Annotated in this window: 19 protein-coding genes and 1 tRNA gene; 4 read left to right on the top strand and 16 right to left on the bottom strand. The window is 61.4% G+C overall.

Features of this window, described 5'->3' with window-relative positions; translation table 11 throughout:
- Nucleotides 1-8: 8 nt before the first annotated feature.
- Genes dctA through HX868_RS13550 form a run of 5 tightly spaced genes read right to left on the bottom strand, consistent with a single transcriptional unit; the run spans nucleotide 9 to nucleotide 4,806 of the window.
- A complete protein-coding gene (gene dctA, locus HX868_RS13570; protein WP_177003202.1) occupies nucleotides 9-1,295 on the bottom strand; it encodes a C4-dicarboxylate transporter DctA in 1,287 nt (428 codons plus the stop codon).
- Between the two features lie 39 nt (nucleotides 1,296-1,334).
- Entirely contained in the window at nucleotides 1,335-2,276 is a 942-nt protein-coding gene (locus HX868_RS13565; RefSeq protein ID WP_177003201.1) for a D-2-hydroxyacid dehydrogenase, read from the bottom strand.
- On the bottom strand, nucleotides 2,273-2,656 hold the full coding sequence (locus tag HX868_RS13560) for a VOC family protein (protein WP_016979694.1): 384 nt from the start codon (nucleotides 2,654-2,656) through the stop codon (nucleotides 2,273-2,275). The genes HX868_RS13565 and HX868_RS13560 overlap by 4 nt, the downstream gene beginning before the upstream one ends.
- Nucleotides 2,649-3,599: a hydroxymethylglutaryl-CoA lyase gene (locus HX868_RS13555; protein ID WP_177003200.1), complete on the bottom strand. Its 951-nt coding sequence runs from the start codon at nucleotides 3,597-3,599 to the stop codon at nucleotides 2,649-2,651. The genes HX868_RS13560 and HX868_RS13555 overlap by 8 nt, the downstream gene beginning before the upstream one ends.
- A 16-nt stretch (nucleotides 3,600-3,615) precedes the next feature.
- Nucleotides 3,616-4,806 (bottom strand): CaiB/BaiF CoA transferase family protein, encoded by a 1,191-nt coding sequence (locus HX868_RS13550; RefSeq protein ID WP_177003199.1) that lies wholly within the window; start codon nucleotides 4,804-4,806, stop codon nucleotides 3,616-3,618.
- 112 nt (nucleotides 4,807-4,918) lie between these two features.
- Here HX868_RS13550 and HX868_RS13545 point away from each other — a divergent pair, with 112 nt between their 5' ends.
- Together HX868_RS13545 and HX868_RS13540 are read left to right on the top strand one after the other, a co-directional pair.
- Nucleotides 4,919-5,821, top strand: coding sequence for a LysR family transcriptional regulator (locus HX868_RS13545; RefSeq protein WP_177003198.1), 903 nt, complete (start codon nucleotides 4,919-4,921; stop codon nucleotides 5,819-5,821).
- Nucleotides 5,822-5,907: 86 nt separating this feature from the next.
- Nucleotides 5,908-9,108, top strand: a complete 3,201-nt coding sequence (locus HX868_RS13540; protein WP_177003197.1) for a DEAD/DEAH box helicase — start codon at nucleotides 5,908-5,910, stop codon at nucleotides 9,106-9,108.
- A 298-nt stretch (nucleotides 9,109-9,406) separates the two neighbouring features.
- Here HX868_RS13540 and HX868_RS13535 read toward each other — a convergent pair.
- From HX868_RS13535 to HX868_RS13515, 5 genes are all read right to left on the bottom strand, one after another.
- Nucleotides 9,407-9,482, bottom strand: a tRNA-Gly gene (locus tag HX868_RS13535).
- A gap of 60 nt (nucleotides 9,483-9,542) precedes the next feature.
- Nucleotides 9,543-10,103: a CDP-diacylglycerol--glycerol-3-phosphate 3-phosphatidyltransferase gene (gene pgsA / locus HX868_RS13530; protein WP_003232771.1), complete on the bottom strand. Its 561-nt coding sequence runs from the start codon at nucleotides 10,101-10,103 to the stop codon at nucleotides 9,543-9,545.
- A 32-nt stretch (nucleotides 10,104-10,135) separates the two neighbouring features.
- Complete coding sequence (gene uvrC, locus HX868_RS13525) at nucleotides 10,136-11,959, bottom strand: excinuclease ABC subunit UvrC (protein WP_028619653.1); 1,824 nt, start codon at nucleotides 11,957-11,959, stop codon at nucleotides 10,136-10,138.
- Nucleotide 11,960: 1 nt separating this feature from the next.
- Nucleotides 11,961-12,602: a response regulator transcription factor GacA gene (gene gacA / locus HX868_RS13520; protein ID WP_032886613.1), complete on the bottom strand. Its 642-nt coding sequence runs from the start codon at nucleotides 12,600-12,602 to the stop codon at nucleotides 11,961-11,963.
- 151 nt (nucleotides 12,603-12,753) lie between these two features.
- Nucleotides 12,754-13,119 (bottom strand): helix-turn-helix domain-containing protein, encoded by a 366-nt coding sequence (locus tag HX868_RS13515; protein ID WP_177003196.1) that lies wholly within the window; start codon nucleotides 13,117-13,119, stop codon nucleotides 12,754-12,756.
- A gap of 82 nt (nucleotides 13,120-13,201) precedes the next feature.
- Between HX868_RS13515 and HX868_RS13510 the strand changes: the two genes are divergently transcribed.
- Complete coding sequence (locus HX868_RS13510) at nucleotides 13,202-13,441, top strand: DNA-binding protein (RefSeq protein ID WP_177003195.1); 240 nt, start codon at nucleotides 13,202-13,204, stop codon at nucleotides 13,439-13,441.
- Between the two features lie 35 nt (nucleotides 13,442-13,476).
- Here HX868_RS13510 and HX868_RS13505 read toward each other — a convergent pair whose 3' ends face one another.
- Nucleotides 13,477-13,908, bottom strand: a complete 432-nt coding sequence (locus HX868_RS13505) for a GNAT family N-acetyltransferase (protein ID WP_177003194.1) — start codon at nucleotides 13,906-13,908, stop codon at nucleotides 13,477-13,479.
- Nucleotides 13,909-14,517: 609 nt separating this feature from the next.
- On the opposite strand from HX868_RS13505, the gene HX868_RS13500 reads away from it, so the two are divergent.
- Nucleotides 14,518-15,585 (top strand): 3-deoxy-7-phosphoheptulonate synthase, encoded by a 1,068-nt coding sequence (locus tag HX868_RS13500; protein WP_177003193.1) that lies wholly within the window; start codon nucleotides 14,518-14,520, stop codon nucleotides 15,583-15,585.
- A 123-nt stretch (nucleotides 15,586-15,708) separates the two neighbouring features.
- Here the strand turns inward: HX868_RS13500 and HX868_RS13495 are convergent, their stop codons facing one another.
- Genes HX868_RS13495 through HX868_RS13475 form a run of 5 tightly spaced genes read right to left on the bottom strand, consistent with a single transcriptional unit; the run spans nucleotide 15,709 to nucleotide 21,428 of the window.
- Complete coding sequence (locus HX868_RS13495) at nucleotides 15,709-16,410, bottom strand: NAD(P)H-dependent oxidoreductase (RefSeq protein WP_177003192.1); 702 nt, start codon at nucleotides 16,408-16,410, stop codon at nucleotides 15,709-15,711.
- 9 nt (nucleotides 16,411-16,419) lie between these two features.
- Nucleotides 16,420-18,039 (bottom strand): ABC transporter ATP-binding protein, encoded by a 1,620-nt coding sequence (locus HX868_RS13490; protein WP_177003191.1) that lies wholly within the window; start codon nucleotides 18,037-18,039, stop codon nucleotides 16,420-16,422.
- A gap of 3 nt (nucleotides 18,040-18,042) precedes the next feature.
- Nucleotides 18,043-18,870 carry an ABC transporter permease gene (locus HX868_RS13485; protein ID WP_033902116.1) on the bottom strand — a complete coding sequence of 276 codons (828 nt, stop codon included), beginning with the start codon at nucleotides 18,868-18,870 and terminating at the stop codon, nucleotides 18,043-18,045.
- Nucleotides 18,871-18,873: 3 nt separating this feature from the next.
- Nucleotides 18,874-19,830 carry an ABC transporter permease gene (locus HX868_RS13480; protein WP_177003190.1) on the bottom strand — a complete coding sequence of 319 codons (957 nt, stop codon included), beginning with the start codon at nucleotides 19,828-19,830 and terminating at the stop codon, nucleotides 18,874-18,876.
- A gap of 11 nt (nucleotides 19,831-19,841) precedes the next feature.
- A complete protein-coding gene (locus HX868_RS13475) occupies nucleotides 19,842-21,428 on the bottom strand; it encodes an ABC transporter substrate-binding protein (protein WP_177003189.1) in 1,587 nt (528 codons plus the stop codon).
- Nucleotides 21,429-21,440: the final 12 nt, after the last annotated feature.

Raw genomic sequence — 21,440 nt, 5'->3', positions numbered from 1 at the left:
TGCACGCCCTACCCTAACTCACGCTTGAGCTGCTCGCGATCCAACGCCCCATCCCAGCGGGCAATGAACAACGTGGCAACACCGTTGCCGATCACGTTGATCAGCGCACCGCCTTCCGAGATAAATCGGTACACGCCGAGCACCAGCACCAGCCCCGCCGCCGGGATCACATCGATGGAGCCGAGGGTGGCGGCCAGGGTGATGAATGCGCCGCCGGTCACGCTCGCCGCGCCTTTGGAGGTCAGCAGCAGGATCAACAGCAAGGTCACCTGGTGATACAGCGACACATCGATGTCCAGCGCCTGGGCAATGAAGATCGCCAGCACCGTCATGTTGATGCAACTGCCGTCGAGGTTGAAGCAGTAGCCTGAGGGCACCACCAGGCCGACAGTGGACTTCTCACAGCCGAGCTTTTCCAGCTTGCCCATCAGGCGCGGCAAGGCGGATTCCGAGGACGAGGTGCCCAGCACCAACACCAGTTCTTCACGGATGTACTTGAGGAACTTCCACAGGCTGAAACCGGCCAATCGCGCGACCAGGTTCAACACCACGAACACAAACACCAACCCGGTAATGTAGTAGCACACCAACAGGTTCACGTACGCCCCCAGCGATTGCACGCCGTATTTGCCGACGGTGAACGCCATGCCGCCAAAAGCCCCGAGCGGCGCCAGGTACATGACGATCTTGAGCATGCGGAAAAACGCCTTGGCCACCAAGTCGATGGTGTTCAGCAAGGGTTTTCCGGTATCGCCCAGCAACTGCAGGCCAAACGCAAACAACACCGAGATGAACAGCACCTGGAGGATGTCGCCGTCGGTAAACGCGCCGAACACCGTACTGGGCACGATATGCGTGAGGAAGCCGACCACGCTCTGATCGTGGGCCGCCTTGGTGTAACCAGCGATGGCCGATGCATCCAGGCTGGCCGGGTCGATATGCATCCCCGCGCCCGGCTTGAGCAGGTTGACACCGATCAGGCCGATCACCAGGGCGATGGTGGTCAGCACTTCAAAGTAGATCAGGGATTTGAAGCCGATGCGGCCGATGCGCTTGAGGTCCTGCATGCCGGCAATGCCGCTGACCACCGTGCAGAAGATGATCGGCGCAATCAGCATCTTGATCAACTTGATGAAAGTGTCGCCCAAGGGCTTCATCTGTTCGCCCAAACTTGGGCTGAAATGGCCGAGGATCACCCCCAGCACGATGGCTGCGAGCACTTGTACATACAGGTGCTGGTAGAACGGTGCGCGCCGTGGCAGCGCTTGGATCGACGAGCTGATTATTTTTGTCATGGCTCTGCCTATAAGGTTTGTGAGGGGCGTCGCTGGCGTTTAGGTCACCACGTTGATTGGTTTGTTGGCGGCGAATGCCTCGATGTTGGCCAGCAGCACCGCCTTGAGGCGCGCAACACTGCTTTGGCTGGCCCAGGCAACGTGGGGTGTGATCAGCAGATTGGGGTGTTCACAGTGCAGCAACGGGTGACCGATCTGCGGCGGCTCCACGTGCAGCACATCCAGTGCAGCGCCGCCCAATTGCCCACTGGCGAGAGCGGCCAGGACGGCGTTTTCGTCCACCAATGCACCGCGAGCGGTATTGATCAGCAAGGCGCCCGGTTTCATCCGCGCGATTTCGGCGGTGCCGATCAGGTAACGGGTCTGGGGCGTCAGCGGGCAATGCAGAGTCAGCGCATCCGCCTTGGCCAACACCTCCTCGAACGCCACGTAACCCGCCCTCACCTGCTGCGCGCCACGGTGTTCGGCAAACAGCACGGTGATGTCCAAGGCCTTGGCCAGGCGCGCGACACGGCTGCCGATATCGCCGCGACCGACGATGCCCAGGGTCGAGCCTTGCAGGTCCTGGATCGGCGCGCCGTGCACGCAAAAATGCGAAGACTGTGGCCACAAGCGCACCGAGGCAGCGCGGTACGCCAGCAAGTGACGGCGCAACGCAAACAGCGAACCGATCACCGATTCAGCCACGCTGACGGCGCTGTAGGCCGGCACGTTGCACACCGTCACGCCCTGATCACGGCAGGCGGCGAGATCCACGCAGTCGTAGCCGGTCGCCGCCACGCAGATCAGCTTCAGGCGCGGCAATTGCTCCAGGGTGACGCGGTCCAGGCGCACCTTGTTGGTGATCGCCACGTCAGCGTCTGCCAGGGCTTCGAGTACGTGATCGGGACTGGTGTGCTCGCGCTCGGTCCAGTGGCTGGCGTGGGCAGGACGCGCCAATGGAGACGGCAGGCTCGCGCCGTCGAGAAACACGATATTCATGCGGGCACCTGCTCGGAAATTTCGATGAGGTTCAGGTCGGGGTCGCGCACATACACCGAGCGAATCGGGCCGGTTGCGCCGGTACGCAGCACCGGGCCTTCGATGATCGGCCAGGTTTCAGCCTTCAAATGGGCAATCACTGCTTCCAGGGAGATGCTGGCGATAAAGCACAGGTCCAGCGCGCCAGGCACCGGCAGATGGGCCTTGGGTTCGAACTCATGCCCACGCTCATGCACATTGATTTTCTGGTTGCCAAAACGGAAGGCGACGCGGCCGTTGCCAAAGGTCTCAAGGCGCATGCCCATGACGCGGGTGTAGAAGTCTTTGCAGGCGGTGAGGTCAATCGTCGTGAGGACCAAATGGTCGAGATGATCAATCATGATGGGCTACCTGTTGGGTCAGGGTGTGGACGTGTTCGGGAATGGGGTGCAGGTCCAGGCGCTTGCCGGCCTTGAGGATCTGGCTGGGCGTGGCGTGGCCGATCAGGCCGGGTAAGCGGGCAGATGCGGCCAGTACGCGGTCCAGCTGCAGGCCGGTGTCATAACCCATCAGGTCGAGCATGTGCACCAGGTCTTCCATGCACACGTTGCCGCTGGCGCCGGGTGCATAGGGGCAACCGCCAAGGCCGCCCAGCGAAGCGTCGAAACGGTCGATCCCGGCCTGCAACGCCGCCAGGGTATTGGCCAGCGCCATGCCTCGGGTATTGTGGAAATGCAGGGTCAATTGCAGCTCGGGAAAGCGCTCGCGCACTTGCCGCGACAAGGCTTCCACCTGTGTGGGATAGGCCATGCCGGTGGTGTCGCACAGCGTGACGCCGCGCACGCCCAACTCGGCAAAACGCCCGACCCATCCCAACACATCGTCCGCCGCCACATCGCCCTGCATCGGGCAGCCAAACACTGTGGACAACGACACATTGACCGCCACCGGCCCACGCCCAATCACGCCCACTACATCCCTCAACTGGGCAAATGATTGTTCACGGGTCATGCGCAGGTTGGAGCGGTTATGCGGCTCGCTCACCGACATCACCAGGTTGGCTTCGTCGATGCCACAACCCAGCGCCCGCTCAGCGCCGCGCACGTTGGGCACCAGCACCGTGTACTCCACGCCCTTTTGACGCTGGATCCCGGCCATCACGGCCTCGGCATCACGCAACGCGGGGATGGCCTTGGGTGAGGTGAACGAGGTCACCTCGATCTTGGCGTAGCCGCACTGGCTCAGTTTGTCGATCAAAGCGATTTTCTGTTCGGTGTCGATAAAGGTCTTTTCGTTCTGGAAGCCGTCACGGGTCGCGACTTCCTGCAGGTACAGGCGTTTCATAGAGCTACTCCTTGAATCAGATCAGGTCGCGAGCGCGCCAGGCTTCGCGGGTCGGCGCGTCGATACCGATGCCGTCGAGCACCGCATCGGTGTGTTGCCCCAGGGTGGGCGCACGCGCGTGCACGCGGCCGGGAGTGGCCGTCAATTTGGGCACGATGCCGGGCAAGGTGACGGCGGTGCCGTCGTCCAACTGGCTGGCGAGCAGCATGTCGCGGGCCTGGTAATGGGGGTCGGCGGCGATGTCGGCGGCGTCGTAGATCTTGCCGGAGGGGATGTTGGCGTCCTTCAGCGCGGCCAGCACCGCATCGAGGTTTCTCTCGGCCGTCCAGGCGGAAATCGCTGCATCGATGCGCGCCACATGGCGCACGCGGCCGTCGTTCTGCGCCAGTTCTGGATCGTCGGCCAGGTCCAGGCGTTCGATCTTTTCCATCAGGCGCCGGTAGATGCTGTCGCCATTACCCGCGATCAAGGCGTACTTTCCATCCTTGCAACGGTAGGCATTGGTCGGCGCGATACCTGGTAGGCTGCTACCGGCCGGTTCGCGCACGCTACCGAACACCGAATACTCGGGAATCAGGCTTTCCATCATGTTGAAAACCGACTCGTACAAGGCCACATCCACCTGCTGGCCAGCACCGCGATTCTGCTCGCGATGGCGCAAGGCAAGCAGCACACCGATCACGCCGTGCAACGCGGAAAGCGAGTCGCCGATCGACACCCCTACCCGCACCGGCGTACGGCCCGGTTCACCGGAGAGATGGCGCAGGCCACCCATGGCTTCACCGATTACACCAAAGCCTGGCAAGTCGCGATAAGGCCCGGTCTGGCCATAGCCAGAGACCCGCAGCATCACCAGGCCAGGGTTGATCGATGACAGCTCATCCCAGCCCAGACCCCATTTTTCAAGGGTTCCAGGGCGGAAATTCTCGATCAGGATGTCGGCGTCCTTGACCAGCCGCTTGACCACGTCACGGGCTTCGACCTGGCGCAGGTCGAGGGTGACAGACTGCTTGTTGCGCGACTGGGCGGCCCACCACACCGACGTCCCGTCGTGCAGCAAGCGCCATTTACGCAGGGGGTCGCCGGTGACCGGTGGTTCGATCTTGATCACTTCGGCGCCGAACTCGGCGAGGATCTTGGCGGCGAAAGGCCCGGCTATCAGTTGGCCCATTTCGACCACCTTGATGCCTTCCAGGGGTAGGCTCATGACGTTGTCCGTTCTTGTTGGAGGTGATGGCCGGATAATCCCCCCAAAAACAGGCCGTGAGAATGTCAAAGATTTCCACTACTCTTTCCTGATTGGAAACACTGAGGTGGAAATGATCAACCTACTGCAACTGGACCTGGCGTCCCTGCGCCTGCTGGTGCTGGCCGCCAGTACAGAAAATCTCACCCAGGCAGCCAACAGCGCACACATGACCGTTTCCGCCGCAAGCAAACGGCTGGCCGAGCTCGAACGCGTCACCCACTGCACCCTGTTCACCCGCGTGCCCCGTGGCCTGCAACTGACCCCGGCCGGACGTGGCCTGGCCGAGCATGCGCGCACGCTGCTCGACGTCGCCCAGCAAATGACCCATGACGCCAACGACTACGCCAAGGGGGTTCGTGGCCATGTGCGCTTGTTTGCCAATACATCGGCGGTGATCCAGTTCCTGCCGGCGGACCTGGCGAGTTTCCTGGCCGCCAACCCGCATGTGCGCATCGAGTTGGAAGAAGCGCTCAGCGACCGCACCATCCACGCGGTGGAAAACGGCGAAGCCGAGATCGGCATCTTTGCCGACAACGTACCTGCTCCCGGCCTGCAAATGCGGCCCTATCGACGTGATCGGTTGGTGGTGCTGGTGCCGCAATCCCATGCGTTGGCGCAGCGTTCAAGCGTGACGCTGGCCGACACGCTGGACTTCGATTATGTCGCCTTGAACCAAGGCAGCTCACTGCTGCGCCGCATCAACGATGCCGCCGCCAGCACCGGCAAACGCCTCAAGGTGCGTATTCAGGTCAGCAGTTTCGATGGGATTTGCCGGATGATCGAGGCGGGGTTGGGGATCGGCATACTGCCGCTGGGCTCGGTGCATCCTGAGTTGCTGGCGTCCAAACTACGGGCGATACCGCTTGAGGGAGAATGGGCGTCGCGGACCTTGTATGTCGGCGTGGCGGACGCGACGCGCCTGTCGCCGGAGGCGGCGAACCTGTTCAACTATTTGAATAGCCTTGAAGGCTGACCGGTCACGGGTTGTTGCACTCAACGTCTTTCATGCCTGATATCCTCCCTGCAGGAACCCAAGCCAGAGTGCTTTCAAGGACGTAGATGACTTCGCAAAACATCGTGCGATATTGGCATGCCGTCGAACTGCTGCAACCCCAGGCCGTCCCCAAGCTGAAAAAACGCGACAACGACTATCAGCCTTACTTCCAGGACATCCCCTGCTCGGCCCAGATCCTGCCATGGATGCCGGCCAGTGCGCTGAGCCGTCAGCGTCTGCCGGCGAAACGCACCTGGAGCCACACGCTGTACGCCCACCTGTATGACAACCTGGACGTCTCCCGTGAACTGGAGCGGCTCTTCGGAGCAGACCAGGGCTACAAGGAACCGCAACGGCGAATGTCCGCCTTGTTCGCCCTGAAGTTCAACGAGCTGGGCATGATGGTGGTCGACAGCCTGGTATTGTCGAGTGAGGCGTGGTTTGTCGGTTGCGCGATCAATGGTCATAACTGGACACGCGGTTTTGATGACGCCCAGGACGCCTTGCGCGAACAGGCCAAGAGCCTGCTCGGCGGCGTGGTACTGGCCGCCGATCTAGAGCGCATGACTGCACTCGTGCGCAAAGCCCTTGGCGTGGATGAGCTGTTCGGCGACAAGCCTCGCACCCATCGTTTCCGCTCAGCCCCGATTAATCCGGACAAGCCTGAACAAGAGGACGATCCACTCAACAGCTTCCTGCTCGGCGACCTGGCCGACGTCGCCGATGCCCTGGCCTGCGGCCAGACCAGCGCACCACTGGCATATTACCTGAGCCGCCACGACGCCAACCAACGGCTGCACCTGGATAAATCGAATGCCGACCTGGCGCTGATCGATCGCCTCGCCCCCTCTCGCTACGCCTCCGGCTGTTGGCCGGCCGAGCGTCACTTGGGCCTGGTGCACTCGCAGCAGTTGGCGGTCAATAGCTTGCTTTTGAATCTTGGCAATACCCCCGGCTTGATGGGCGTCAATGGCCCTCCCGGCACTGGCAAGACCACCTTGTTGCGCGACCTCATCGCGGCAGTGGTGACACAACGGGCGGATGTCCTCGCGTCACTGAACAAGGCTTCAGACGCTTTTCTGCAAAATGGCCGCGAGTCGGCCAATGATGGCGGGCGCGAGCGTTTGGCGTTTCAGCTGAACCCCCGGCTGCTCGGCTTTGAGATGGTGGTAGCTTCGTCCAACAATGGCGCGGTGGAAAACGTCACGCTCGAATTGCCCCAGCGCGACAAGATCGATCCATCGTGGCTGCCCGATGCCGAATATTTCAGTGAGCTGGGCGAGTTGACCAGCGGCAGGCCGGCATGGGCGCTGATCTCCGCCGCCTTGGGTAGCAAGTCCAATCGTACGCGGTTCGTCGACCGCTTTTTCTATGGCAACGGTGACCCCTCGCCAGACTGCGCCGATAAACAAGAGGTACCGGCCCCCAAGGGCATGCGCGAATGGCTCAACGAGCACGCGCAGCAGATGAAGCCGCTTTCGCCCGCCGAAAAGGCCACCCTCTGGCGTGCCGCCGTCAAGCAGTACCAGGATGCCAAAGACGCAGAGCACGCCCTGCGCGATCAGGTCAGCGACGTCCTCGCACGTGTTCAGGCAGTGATCGATGCCAAGGCGCGGATCAAGCAGAAGGAGCAGGAACGCCAGGCCCGATTGGTCCAACGACACGACCTCGATAGCGAGCAAACCAAGCTCGACCGCCAGCAACTCACACCCGCCCGTGAGCACCTGCAATGTGCCCTCCAGGCTCTGGAAGCGCACCAGGGGAAAAAACCTGGCCTGCTCGCCAACTTGTTGAGCCTTTGGGGCGCACATCGCACCTGGACCGCGCAGCAACGTTTACGCGTAGGTTCTCACGACCTGGCGAAGGATGCCTTCGACAGCCTTCAACGCCAATTGCAGCGACTGACTGCCCAACTGGACCAAATCAAACGCCAGTTGGTCACTGACGAACAGGCTATTCATGATGCCATCCGTCACGCAACGTTGCAGATCGATAAAGCCCGCAGCATTGCCCAGGACGGCCAAGCCGACCATCTGCTGATCTGGCTTGAACAAGGTCAGCTCGGCAGGGGCAGCGACATCGAGTTGCGGGAGCCCTGGATCGTCGAAGGATGGCGCCAGGCGCGGGCAAAGGTATTTATCGAAGCGCTCAAACTGCACCGCACGTTCTTTCAGATCGAAGCTTCGCGCCTGGGCTACAACCTGGCGTTCATCACCAGCCTGTTGACCGGTAGCCGATACCGCGGCGTGTCTCAGGCGGTGGTGCGTTCGGCCTGGGCCTCGTTGTTCATGTGTGTGCCGGTGCTCAGCAGTACCTTCGCCTCGTTCGCACGGTCCTTTGGCAGCTTGGGCTGCGGCGAAATTGGCTGGTTACTGGTGGACGAAGCCGGCCAGGCGACCCCGCAGGCCGCTGTGGGCGCACTGTGGCGAGCACGCCGCGCGGTGCTGGTTGGCGACCCACTGCAACTGGAACCTATCGTGACGGTCTCCGACGCCGTGCTCGAACACATGCGCACCCGCTACCAGGTCGATGCCCATTGGTTGCCCAACCGCCAGTCGGCCCAGACCCTGGCTGACCATGCCACACCCTGGGGGCGCATGGCTGGCCCCCAAGGCCAGAAATGCTGGGTCGGCCTGCCGCTGGTAGTGCATCGCCGCTGCGACAAGCCGATGTTCGACCTGGCCAACCTCATCGCTTACGACGGCGCCATGGTCTACGGTACTGTTGCGCCGTCCGCCACTAAGGAAACGCCCGCCCGCCTGGCCACGGGTTGGATACACGCGAGCGGCCCGTCTTCAGGCAACTGGGTCGATAACGAAGGGCATGCGCTGGATCGCCTGCTGGCCCTGCTCGAAGCCGATGGTGTGCCGCCGGACAATATCGCGGTCATCACCCCTTTCCAGGACGTGCGTAACCAACTCAAGGTCCGACAGCTCGGCCAGCGGGTACACGGCACTATCCACACCATGCAAGGCAAGGAAGCCGCCGTGGTTATCCTAGTGCTGGGCGGCAACAGCGAAAATGCGGGCGCGCGCAACTGGGCCGTTTCACAGCCCAATTTGCTCAATGTCGCCGCGACCCGCGCCAAGCGGCGCTTGTACGTCATCGGCGACCGTGCGGATTGGAAGCAGCGCCGCCTGTTCTGCGATGTCATGGACCTGCTGCCCGCCCACCCCATTGGGGTTACGGGTGCTCCCGGCCTATTCAACAGCGACGGACTCGCGCAGTTCGAGGCAAGCCGAGAGGGTGGTGGCGCTGGTTTCTAGCAGGGTGCGGCGGCTGTCGATGCTCGCACCACAAATTGCCACCCTGAAAATCATCGCACCTGCATCAACTCAACCTCAACGATCGGGTGATCTGCGACTTCGAACGCGATCATCCGAACGACGAAGTCCTGCGCACCCAAGGCAGCCTGCTCACCACAACGTACGTGCCTCCTACACGGGGGCAAAAATCTAAAAACCACGACGCCTATGTCGTTAAAACGTGTGGCTCAGGAGGGGTTCGGTAAATCACGCGCAAACAAAAACGCCGATCATTTCTGATCGGCGTTTTTGTTGAATATGGAGCGGGAAACGAGACTCGAACTCGCGACCCCGACCTTGGCAAGGTCGTGCTCTACCAACTGAGCTATTCCCGCTTGGTGATGCGCATTCTATAGAAATCTCGTAACCGGTCAACCCTTTGATTCAAAAAAGTTTTATTTCTTTTCAACGGTAGTGCGCAGATGCGGCCAGGCAGCGCGCAGGTACTGGAGCATGGACCACAGCGTCAGGCCAGCCGCAATCAGCAGCAAGGCATAGCCAGTCAGGACCCAGAACGAGAAGTCCGACGGGTTGGCCAGCAGGATCACCAATGCAAGCATTTGCGCAGCGGTTTTCCATTTGCCCATGTTGGACACGGCGACGTGGGCACGGGCGCCGATTTCGGCCATCCATTCGCGCAGGGCCGAGACAACGATCTCGCGACCGATGATCACTGCGGCTGGCAAGGTCAGCCACAGGTTGCCGTGTTCCTGCACCAGCAGGACCAAGGCGACAGCCACCATCAGCTTGTCGGCCACCGGGTCGAGGAACGCGCCGAACGGCGTGCTCTGTTCCAGGCGGCGGGCCAGGTAGCCGTCGAGCCAGTCGGTGGCGGCCGCGAAGGCGAACACCGAGCTGGAGGCCGCATAGCTCCATTCGTACGGCAAATAGAACAACAGAATGAAAATCGGAATAAGCAGGACGCGTAGAACGGTGATCAGATTAGGGATATTCATCGGCACAACTGGCTACGAGGTGGAAAGGCATTCTATTCGCTGTGCAGATTCGCATAAATCAGCTCAGCGAGCTTTTTACTGATACCGGGTGCTTTGGCTATTTCGTCAATGCTGGCACGGGATAGCTCTTGCAAGCCACCAAAATGTTTAAGCAAGTCGCGTCGCCGTGTCGGCCCGACCCCCGCCACCCCTTCCAGGGTTGAGGTTCGCCGGGTTTTGCCGCGACGGGCGCGGTGACCGGTAATGGCGAAACGGTGGGCTTCGTCACGGATCTGTTGGATCAGGTGCAGCGCAGGTGAGTCACCCTTCAAAGTGAACTCATGGGCGGCGTCATTCAAGTACAACGTTTCGAAACCGGCCTTGCGCGTGGCGCCCTTGGCTACGCCGAGGAGGATCAGGTCGGGCACCGCCAGCTCGTTGAGCACGTCGCGGGCCATGGACAGCTGGCCCTTGCCGCCGTCCACCAGCAGGATGTCTGGCAACTTGCCCTCGCCGTCCTTCAGCTTGCTGAAGCGTCGCGTCAGGGCCTGGTGCATGGCAGCATAGTCATCGCCGGCGGTGACACCTTCGATGTTGTAGCGCCGGTAATCGGATTTGATCGGCCCTTCCGGTCCGAATACCACACAGGACGCCACGGTGGCCTCACCGCTGGAATGGCTGATGTCATAGCACTCCAGGCGCTGCGGCGGCTCGTCCAGGTTGAGGACTTCAGCCAGGGCGTCGAAGCGTGCGGCGACATGCTGTCGATTGGCGAGGCGTGCACCCAGGGCCTGTTCGGCGTTGGTCACGGCCAGTTGCTGCCAACGGGCACGGGTGCCACGTACGCGGTGGCTGATGTCCAGCTCGCGGCCGCGCAGTTCGTGGATTGCCTCGATCAGCGTGGGAAAGTCCTCATGCACCACGTTGACGATCAGCTCCGACGGCAGATCGCGCTCAGGGCTGCTGACGTAGTACTGGCCAAGGAAGGCGGCCATGACTTCGGCTACCTCCTCGTCTATACCCGTCTGCGGGAAGAAATTTTTGCTGCCCAGCACCCGTCCGCCTCGCACACTGATCAAGTGCACACAGGCACCACCCGGGTTGACGAAGGCTGCGATCACATCGACGTCGCCGGTGCCGCCCTCCATGCTTTGTTGGTCCTGAACACGGCGCAGCAGCGAAATCTGATCACGCAGTTCGGCGGCGCGCTCGAAGTCCAGGGTACTGGCGGCCTGCTCCATGGCGCCGGAGAGTTCATCGGTCAAGGCATTGCTGCGTCCTTCGAGGAACATCACCGAATGGCGTACATCCTCGGCGTACTCCGCCGGCTCAACCAAGCCCACGCAAGGCGCCTTGCAGCGTTTGATTTGGTATTGCAGGCACGGTCGGGTGCGGTTCTTGTAGAAGCTGTCTTCGCACTGGCGCACAAAAAACGTCTTTTGCAGCAGGCTAAGGCTTTCACGGATCGCGCCAGCGCTAGGGTACGGCCCGAAATACTTGCCCTTCTGCTTCTTCGCACCCCGGTGAATACTCAGGCGTGGGAAGTTGCCGTCGGATAAAAACACGTAGGGGTAGGATTTATCGTCGCGCAGCAGGATGTTATAGGGCGGCCGCCACTCCTTGATCAGCGTCTGCTCAAGCAGCAGCGCTTCGGTTTCATTGGCGGTGATGGTGGTTTCGACCTGGGCGATACGCGCCACCAGCGCAGCGGTTTTCGGCGCGAGACCGGTCTTGCGAAAGTAGCTCGCCAGGCGGTTCTTCAGGTTCTTGGCTTTGCCGACGTAAAGCAGGCGCGCCTCGCTGTCGAACATGCGGTACACGCCGGGGCGGCCGCTGCAGGTCGAGAGGAAGGCACTGGGATCAAACGGTGTGGTCATGTCAGGCGCTGGCGTCCACCATGCCGTGGCGCACCGCGAGCAGGGTCAATTCAACATCACTGCTGATGGCGAGCTTCTCGAAAATGCGATAGCGGTAGGTGTTGACGGTCTTGGGCGACAGGCACAACTTGTCGGAGATGGTCTGCACCTTCTGGCAACCGACGATCATCAAGGCGATCTGGATTTCCCGCTCAGACAGCGCATCGAACGGTGAATCGCTGACAGGCTGGAAGGATTTGATCGCCAATTGCTGGGCAATCTGCGGGCTGATGTAACGCTGGCCGGCAAAGACCAGGCGAATGGCTTGCACCATCTCCGCCAGGCCTGCACCTTTGGTCAGGTAACCGGCTGCACCCGCCTGCAAGAGGCGAGTCGGGAACGGGTCTTCTTCACACACTGTCACCACCACGACCTTGATGTCCGGATGGCTGCGCAATAATTTGGTCGTGGCGCCAAGACCGCCGATACCGGGCATCTTGACGTCCATCAACACCACATCGGGTTTCAACTCTCGAGCCTTGATCAGGGACTCTTCCCCGGACTCGGCCTGGCCGACTACTTGCAGGCCATCGATGTCAGCCAGCATTCGTGTAATGCCTGTACGAACGAGATCATGGTCATCGACTACTAGCACCCTAATCAAGCAGACACCTCGCGATATGGTCTTATAGGTTGCTGAACACCTTAGCAAAAAACCAGGGCGCAGACCTAGCTGCAAGCGTCATATATATAGTGTTTGAACCCACAGCAGCCGCCCACAGAGGGGCGGACGGCTCTATTTGCTGGGCAGCGGGTCAGGAATCCTGGGGCTGCGGCTTGGTTTTTCCATTCAGCGAACTGGAATGTTCGGCCAAGGTCGACGTCAGGCGGCGGATCGCATCCTGGTCTTCCTTGAACATAGCGCGGTAATCGCCCAACACTTTCTCTTCGATGTGGCTCAGGTTCTCCAATTGGATCGGTGTTGCCGTACCGGTCAACACGTACAACACATCCACACCTCTTTCAGCGACACGGGACAAATAATCCGCTTTAGGCGCACGCCCTCCACTTTCATATTTACCTTGGGCGTTGGCCTCAACGCCGCCAATTTCACCAAACACTTTTTGCGACAGGCCAAGTCGCTCTCTTTCCTGCCTCAAACGCGAACCGATTCCACTCATTTGGATGTATGATCCTGATTGGCACACCCCAAGAGGTGACACACTCATCTCTTTGTTAAACGAACTTGAACGGTTTTGAACTATGCCCGGAATCCGTACTGCTGCACAAGCCAAGGCCTGGCTGGAACACCAAGGACAGTCAGTCCAAGCGTTCGCCCGCGAACATGGCGTTGATCCGGCAACCACCTATCAAGTGCTCGCTGGGCGCAAAAAGGGACGGCGTGGAGAGGCCCATAAGGTAGCGGTCCTTCTGGGCATGAAAGAAGGGATCATCCTTGCTGAGGCTGATGGCCAAAACAACGATCAGGAAGTCGTCTCCTGAAGCCAGTATGCGCTTATTAGGATTGGCTGCATGCTTTAGCTGAGGGGGCAGACACGCTCCATACGCCAGAAGCAATCCTCCTCACCGACAATGCTAAAGCCCATGCGCTGATAGAGCCGCCTGGCCGGATTGGTCTTGAACACGGTCAAGCGCAACAAGCCCAGGGCCTGCGCCTTGTGCGTCATGTCCTCCAACACCCAGCTGCCCGCGCCAAGTCTGCGGCATGTCTTGAGCATATGCAGCTCACGGATATAGAGCGCGCGGCTGTCGCGGCTCAGGCTGATAAAGCCCATCACGACATCATCGTTGCAGATCAGCCAGTTTTCCCGGCCAGCCCAGGCAACGTCGAAGCCATCGTTGGACCAGATCAGCCCGTATTGCAGGTAGTAATGGCTCATGGCCTCAAAGGTCAGGGTTCGTGCGAACGGCAGGTCCAGCTCCGTGGCTGCGCGTAAGTGAAACGCCATGTGTCCGTGTCCATTCCAATTAGGGTATGCACAGCATATCGACAGTCCCCCATAGCCGTAAGCATCCCACGAGCATAGAAATTTCTGATTGAAACTACTCGCACGCGTCGAGTAAGCTCTGCCCATCATTTGGAGAAACACCATGTTGCAACTCACCCACACTCAGGTCTGCCCTGCTGCCAGCGCCCCGCGCTCGGTATCGGCTACCCGTGTGAACGGTTCGAGCGCACTGGTCAGCTTTTATTTTGGGTATTGGTTTAGCCACTGGCGCGCCTGATACCTGAAATCGGCGCCCACTACTCAAGGGGTCGCCTACCAGAGAAATCTAACCCCCGGTCGGCTCCCCGACCGGGGGTTTTGTTTTTTCGGCCTCTTAATTTTTTGAAGAACACTTAAAGGACACACGACATGAACTACGCCACCTATTACCGATACGACACCTCCACCGCATGGCGATTTAGCCAGCTCCGCTCGGGACAGCCTGCCGCCTCCGATCGGTCACCTCTTGGTGGCAAGCCAACGCACGTAGCCAATACGGCCAATTGTCGAACACCCCAGTAGGGCAGAGCGCGCGGGAACAGCCCGCCGCTTGCCCAGGAAGCCTTGAATATGAACTCTGCCACCGCCGCTCTGCCTGTCGCCAACCTGTCCAGTGCCAATGAAGCCCTGACCCAGCGCCTGCCCAGCTCCCTTGAGCTCAAGCACCAACTGCCCCTCAGCCCGTTCCTCAACGAACAAGTCCACGCCCATCGCCAAGCCGTGCGCGCCATTCTTAATGGCGAAGATTCCCGTTTACTGGTGATTGTCGGCCCGTGCTCGATTCACGACCCTGAGTCGGCCATGGAATACGCACGCAACCTGAAGAAACTCGCGCTGGAAGTCAGCGACCAGATGCTGTTGGTGATCCGCGCCTACGTCGAAAAACCGCGCACCACCGTTGGTTGGAAAGGCCTGGCCTACGACCCGCACCTGGACGGCAGCGATGACATGGCCGCCGGCCTCACCCTGTCCCGCGAACTGATGCGCGAAATGCTGCGCCTGGGCCTACCGGTCGCCACCGAGCTGCTGCAACCCATGGCCGCCGGCTACTTCGATGACCTGCTCAGTTGGGTCGCGATTGGCGCGCGCACCACCGAATCGCAGATCCACCGCGAAATGGCCAGCGGCCTGGGCATGCCCGTCGGTTTCAAGAACGGCACCGACGGCGGCGTCGCGATTGCCTGTGACGCGATGCGCTCGGCGTCCCACCCGCACCGTCACTTCGGCGTCGACAGCCAGGGCCACCCGGCGATCATCCAGACCCCAGGCAACCCCGACACGCACCTGGTACTGCGCGGCGGGCACCGTGGGCCGAACTACGACGCGCAAAGCGTGGCGCAGGTGAAACACGATCTGGCCAAGTCCAAGGTAGCGGCGCGCATCATGGTCGATTGCAGCCACGCCAACAGCGGCAAGGACCCGCTGCGTCAACCGGCGGTGTTCAACGAGGTGCTGGAACAGCGGTTGCAGGGCGACACCTCGCTGATCGGCATGATGCTCGAAAGCCACCTGTTCGAAGGCTGCCAGCCGTTGAGTGCTTCGATGAAGTACGGCGTGTCCGTCACCGATGGTTGCCTGGGTTGGAATGGTACTGAGCAACTGCTGCGCAGTGCTGCCGAGCGTCTCCGCGCACGCTGACCTCTGGTGCTGACCTTTGTAGGAGCTGGCTTGCCAGCGATAGCGGTGCATCAGCTACAAATTTGTTGCCTGACACACCGCTATCGCCGGCAAGCCGGCTCCTACAGTTGGACGTTGTTGGGCTCAGCGAAGCGGATACAACGAGTCATCAAACTGCTCAAGCTTCGGAAACACCAAGGGCTGCTCGTCCGCCAGCCCTTGCAGCCGCTGCTCATACCCCACCAGGAAATCCCGCCGCGCCTCGGCGCTGATGTACGGCACATGCCACGCCACAAACGGTGGCAGCACGTCATACCCCACATACGCCAACGTCCCGCGCAGAATCGGCCGCAACATGTCCTCCAGCGGCCCATGAATCGCGCCCTCACCGAACATATGCTCGCGCCCGCCCAGGGTCACCGTGACCATCGCGCGCTTGCCCGCCAGGCCGCCTTGATCGTAAAAGCGCTTGCCGCCGTAACACACACCCGACACCAGCACCCGGTCGATCCACCCCTTGAGCATGGCCGGCGCCGAGAACCAGAAAATCGGAAAGTTGAGGATCAGCAGATCTGCCCACAACAGCTTGTCCAACTCGCCCTGGATGTCCGCGGCGATCGACTGTTTTTTCACCCCCAGGCGCTGCTCCAGGGCATACACCAGGTACTCGGGATTCTCCCGCGTCGAAAAGTCCGTTGCCGACGCCACCGGATTCCACTGCATGGCGTACAAGTCGCTGACCTTTACCTCATGCCCCTGGCCTTCCAGCGTGGCCACCGCCTGATCGCGCAAGGCCGCAGTGAATGACTGTGGCTCAGGGTGCGCGTGAACAATCAAAACCTTCATACAAACTCCTCAAACGGTATGCGCCGCCCGTTGGGCCAGCAAATGATCGAGCCAATCCGGGTCCATCTCGGGCTCCGATGAAAACAGCAGGCCGGTGTAGTCCTGGTACGGCGGGGTGAAAATCGCGCTGCGACTGCCCTGGTCCACCACCCTGCCCCGCTGCATCACCACCACTTCGTCGGCGATGGCGCGCACGGTGGCGACGTCATGGGTGATAAACAGATAGGCCACACCCAGTTGCTGCTGGAGGCGGTTGAGCAACTTCAGCACGCCCTCGGCCACCAGTTGATCGAGGGCCGATGTGACTTCATCACAGATGATCAGTTGCGGGTCGGCCGCCAAGGCACGGGCGATGCAGATGCGCTGCTTCTGGCCGCCGGACAATTCCCTTGGCTGGCGCTCCATGAACACCGCCGGGTCCAGTTCGATCATCTCCAGCAACTCGGCAACGCGGGCGCGCATCGCCCTGCCCTTCAGGCCCAGGTAAAACGTCAGCGGCCGGCCGATGATATCGACGATGCGCTGACGCGGGTTCAGCGCGGTGTCGGGGATCTGGTAGATCATCTGGATGCGGCGCAATTGCTCCTTGGTTCGTCGCCGAAAATCCACCGGCAATGCCTCGCCGTCATACAGCACCTGCCCCACCGTGGCCGGCAGCAGTCCGGTAATCAACCGCGCCGTGGAGCTCTTGCCGCTGCCCGACTCGCCGATCACCGCCAGGGTCTGGCCGCGATAGAGCTTCATCGACACGTCATGCAGCACCGGTTGATGACCGTAACTGGCGCTCACTTGGCGCACCTCCAACAGCGGTCGCTCCTGCGTCGGGCAAGCCTTGGGTTCGGTGCGAAAACTGCGCACCGCCCATAGGGATTTTGTGTAGTCCTGCTGCGGCTGGCTGAGCATGCTGCGGGTGTCCGCCTCTTCCACCAGCTTGCCGTGGCGCAACACCATGATGCGATCGGCCATCTGCGCCACCACCGCCAGGTCGTGGCTGATGTAGAGGGCGGCGCTGCCGAAGGTTTTCACCGCATCGCGGATCGCTGCCAGCACTTCGATCTGGGTGGTCACGTCGAGGGCGGTGGTGGGCTCGTCGAAGATGATCAGGTCCGGGTGACAGGCCATGGCCATCGCCGTCATGACCCGCTGCAACTGCCCACCGGAGACTTGATGGGGATAACGCTGGCCAATGGTTTCCGGGTTGGGCAGGCGCAGTACGCGGTACAGCTCGACCGCTTCGCGTTCAGCCTGAGCGCGGTCAATACCGCCGTTGATTACCGCCGTTTCGACGTGCTGGTCAATCAGGCGATGTGCCGGGTTGAACGACGCCGCCGCGCTCTGTGCAACATAGGCAATGCGCAGGCCACGCAATTTACGCAGCGCCTCAGGCTTGGCCTGCAGCAACTGGATGCCGTCAAAACACACCGAGCCGCCAATAATGCGGCAACCGTCCCGCGCATAGCCCATCGCCGCCAGGCCCAGAGTGGATTTTCCCGCCCCCGACTCGCCAATCAAACCCAGCACTTCACCGCGCTGCAAGGTCAGGTCGATGCCCTTGATCAGCGGGTGCCAGGCGTCTTCGTAATGCCCTTCGATCTGCAGGTTGCGGATTTCCAGCAATGGCTTGTCCATCCTTCAACACTCCTTCAGGCCGCTGGATTTATGCAGCATCCAGTCGACGACAAAATTCACGCTGACGGTGATCAACGCCACCGCCAGGGCCGGCAGCAACGGGCTGATGTCGCCGAAGGTGATCAGTACGGCGTTGTCGCGCACCATGCTGCCCCAGTCGGCAGTGGGCGGTTGAATGCCCAGGCCGAGGAACGACAACGCGCTGATGAACAGGAACACAAAGCAGAAGCGCAGGCCGAATTCGGCAATCAGCGGCGCGGCGGCGTTGGGCAACACCTCGCGGGTGACCAGCCACCACAAGCCTTCGCCGCGCAGGCGGGCAGCTTCGACAAAGTCCTGCACCACCACGGTCATTGCCACGGCACGGGACAAGCGAAACACCCGCGTTGAATCCAGCAAGGCAATCACCAGCACCAGCGACGTGGCGTTGGTGCCCACGACGCTCAGAATCAGCAACGCGAAGATCAGCTGCGGGATCGCCATCAGCACATCCACCACCCGCGACAAGCCCTGGTCAATCCAACCGCCCTTGATCGCCGCCACCAAGCCGCTCAAGCCCCCCAGCAAAAACGCCAGCATCGTCGTCAGGAAGGCAATCCCCAGCGTGTTGCGCGCGCCGTAGACCAAACGGCTGAACATGTCGCGCCCCAGGTTATCGGTACCCAGCAGGAACTGGCCGCTCCAGGGCGCAAAGCCCTCGCCCACCACCTGGGTTTCGCCATAGGGCGCCAGCAACGGCGCAAACACAGCCACCGCGATGTACAACAGAATAATCAGCAGGCCGAACTTGGCGCTCAACGGCGCACGGGCCACTTGGCTCAACAGGTTCATGGGCTACCCCTTGGGATGCATCAGGCGTGGGTTGCTGGCGATGGACAGCACGTCCGCCCCGGTATTGAGCAGGATGTAAGTGGCGGCAAAGATCAGGCTGCATGCCTGCACCACCGGGATGTCGCGCTTGGACACCGAGTCCACCAACAACTGGCCGAGGCCCGGATAGACAAACACCACTTCGACCACCACCCCCACCACCAGATAGGCCAGGTTCAGCGCGATCACGTTGACGATCGGCGCCAGCGCGTTGGGCAGCGCATGCCGCCAGATAATCCTCGACTGGCGGATGCCCTTCAGACGAGCCATTTCGATATAGGGGCTGGCGAGCAAGTTAATCAGGGACGCGCGGGTCATGCGCATCATCTGCGCGATCACCACCAGGCTCAGGGTCGCCACCGGCAGTACCGAGCGTTCCAGGATCGTGCCAAAGGTGGCATCCGGCGCCAGGTTGGACAGGCTGGGGAACCAGCCCAGCTTCACCGAGAACACCAGGATCAGCAGGTAGGCGACGAAGAACTCCGGAAACGACACGGCGCTCAACGCCGAGGTATTGAGCAGCCGATCGAACCAGCTGTTGCGGTACAGCGCCGCCAGCATGCCCAGCACCAGCGCCGTGGGCACCGAGACCAACGCCGCCAATGCAGCCAGGCTCAGGGTGTTACCCAATCGCGCGCCGATCAGCTCGGCGATGGGCCGTTGATTGGCCAGCGACGCACCCAGGTCACCGTGCAGCAGGCGCAGCAGCCATTGAGCAAAGCGCGTGAACGGCGGCAGATCCAGGCCCAGCTGCGCGCGAAATGCCGCCACGGTTTCCGGCGTGGCGGACTGGCCGAGCATGGCCTGGGCAATATCCCCCGGCAGCATGCCCACGGCGAGAAAGATAATTACCGACACGGCGAACAACGACAGCACACCCAGGGCCAGGCGTTGCAGGACCAGCTTCAACAGGCTATTCATGATGCCACTCCTCAGGCCTGCCACCACCGCTCGATCAGCCGCAGCCCGTCCAACTCACCATAGGGTGCGGTCAGCGGCCCGTGGTTGACCTTGTTCGAGCGCGCCGCCACGGAGCTGGCAAACAGCGGCACAATCGCGCCGCCGTCATCCCGGCACAGGGCCTGCATTTCGTTGTACATCTCCTGGCGCAACGGCGCGTTCATCTCGCCACGGGCGGCATTGAGCAGTTGGTTGAAACGCGCATTGTCCCAGTGGGTTTCATTCCACGCCGCCCCCTTGGCGTAGCCGATGCTGAACATGCGGTCGGCGGTCAGGCTGCTGTACCAGAACGAGGTGGTGAACGGCTGCTTCATCCAGACGTTGGAGAAGAACCCATCGGCCGGTTCACGCACCACATCGATGTCGATACCCGCTTGGCGCGCCTGCTCCTTGAACAAGACCGAGGCGTCCACCGCACCGGTGTAAGCCGCATCGGAAGCCTGCAGGCGCACCTTGAGCGACTCCACACCGGCCTTGCGCAGGTAGAAGCGCGACTTGTCCGGGTCGTAGGTGCGCTGCTCCAGGGCCGCATTGATAAAGCGACTGCCGGGCTGGATCGGGTGGTCGTTGCCCACCAGGCCATAGCCGTGCAGTACCGAAGCCAACAGCGTCTCACGGTTGATCGCGTGCTTCATCGCCATGCGGATGTCGTTGTTCTTGAATTCATTGCTGTCGCACAGCATCGGGAAGGTGTAGTGCTGCGCGCCCTTGGTTTCTTCGATCACCAGGCCGGGGTTGCGCTTGAGCAGTGCCACGGTTTTCAGGTCGACCTTGTTGATCACATCCACCTGCCCGGTGACCAACGCATTGACCCGCGCGGCGCCGTCAGCGATGGCAAGCAACTCGGCGCTGGCGAAGTGCGCGCGGCCGGGTTTCCAGTAGTCGGGGTTGCGCTCAAGGTCCATCCGCACGCCCGGCTCAAAGCTTTTCAGACGGTAGCCGCTGGTGCCCACACCGGCTTGCCAGTCAGCCACGCCGTCCTTGGCGGGCATGATCACCAGGTGGTAATCGGCGACGACGTAGGCGAAGTCGGCATTGCCTGAATGCAGTTCGAACACCACCGCATCGCTGCCCTTGGCACTCACGCTGGCGACATCGCCCAGCACGGTCTTGGCGGCCGAAGTGGACTTGGCGTCCAGATGATGGTTGATCGAGGCCACCACGTCTTCGGCGGTCAGGCTCTTGCCATTGTGGAAGGTCACGCCGGGGCGCAAATAAAAGGTCCACACCCGCGCATCGGGCGTGGATTCGAAACGCTCGGCCAGTTCGGGAATCGCGCTGCCGTCTACCGCGATTTCCGTGAGGGTGTTGTACACCGCCGAGAAGCCGACAAAGGTGAAGGTATCGACCCAGGAACCCGGGTCGCGGGAATCGGTGGTGCTGCCACCGGCCAGGCCCAGGCGCAGCACACCGCCCGGCTTGGGCGTGGCGTCTGCGGCAAACGCCTGCAACGGCAAGCCCATGGAAAACGCCGCGGCCACCGCGCCAGCCACGGCGCTGTGTTTGAGGAAGTCGCGACGGTGCATCGCTTGAGTCATTTTGTTGTTGTTTTCGCTCATGGTCTTGTCTCT

Origin of the sequence: Pseudomonas reactans (assembly GCF_013385825.1) — a bacterium.
Taxonomy (GTDB): Bacteria; Pseudomonadota; Gammaproteobacteria; order Pseudomonadales; family Pseudomonadaceae; genus Aquipseudomonas; species Aquipseudomonas reactans.
This window is presented reverse-complemented; position numbering and strand designations above follow the sequence as displayed.

Coding starts and splice junctions, on each gene's coding strand:
- dctA (WP_177003202.1), bottom strand. CDS start 1,295: ATGACAAAAATAATCAGCTCGTCGATCCAAGCGCTGCCACGGCGCGCA.
- HX868_RS13565 (WP_177003201.1), bottom strand. CDS start 2,276: ATGAATATCGTGTTTCTCGACGGCGCGAGCCTGCCGTCTCCATTGGCG.
- HX868_RS13560 (WP_016979694.1), bottom strand. CDS start 2,656: ATGATTGATCATCTCGACCATTTGGTCCTCACGACGATTGACCTCACC.
- HX868_RS13555 (WP_177003200.1), bottom strand. CDS start 3,599: ATGAAACGCCTGTACCTGCAGGAAGTCGCGACCCGTGACGGCTTCCAG.
- HX868_RS13550 (WP_177003199.1), bottom strand. CDS start 4,806: ATGAGCCTACCCCTGGAAGGCATCAAGGTGGTCGAAATGGGCCAACTG.
- HX868_RS13545 (WP_177003198.1), top strand. CDS start 4,919: ATGATCAACCTACTGCAACTGGACCTGGCGTCCCTGCGCCTGCTGGTG.
- HX868_RS13540 (WP_177003197.1), top strand. CDS start 5,908: ATGACTTCGCAAAACATCGTGCGATATTGGCATGCCGTCGAACTGCTG.
- pgsA (WP_003232771.1), bottom strand. CDS start 10,103: ATGAATATCCCTAATCTGATCACCGTTCTACGCGTCCTGCTTATTCCG.
- uvrC (WP_028619653.1), bottom strand. CDS start 11,959: ATGACCACACCGTTTGATCCCAGTGCCTTCCTCTCGACCTGCAGCGGC.
- HX868_RS13515 (WP_177003196.1), bottom strand. CDS start 13,119: ATGAGTGGAATCGGTTCGCGTTTGAGGCAGGAAAGAGAGCGACTTGGC.
- HX868_RS13510 (WP_177003195.1), top strand. CDS start 13,202: ATGCCCGGAATCCGTACTGCTGCACAAGCCAAGGCCTGGCTGGAACAC.
- HX868_RS13505 (WP_177003194.1), bottom strand. CDS start 13,908: ATGGCGTTTCACTTACGCGCAGCCACGGAGCTGGACCTGCCGTTCGCA.
- HX868_RS13500 (WP_177003193.1), top strand. CDS start 14,518: ATGAACTCTGCCACCGCCGCTCTGCCTGTCGCCAACCTGTCCAGTGCC.
- HX868_RS13495 (WP_177003192.1), bottom strand. CDS start 16,410: ATGAAGGTTTTGATTGTTCACGCGCACCCTGAGCCACAGTCATTCACT.
- HX868_RS13490 (WP_177003191.1), bottom strand. CDS start 18,039: ATGGACAAGCCATTGCTGGAAATCCGCAACCTGCAGATCGAAGGGCAT.
- HX868_RS13485 (WP_033902116.1), bottom strand. CDS start 18,870: ATGAACCTGTTGAGCCAAGTGGCCCGTGCGCCGTTGAGCGCCAAGTTC.
- HX868_RS13480 (WP_177003190.1), bottom strand. CDS start 19,830: ATGAATAGCCTGTTGAAGCTGGTCCTGCAACGCCTGGCCCTGGGTGTG.
- HX868_RS13475 (WP_177003189.1), bottom strand. CDS start 21,428: ATGAGCGAAAACAACAACAAAATGACTCAAGCGATGCACCGTCGCGAC.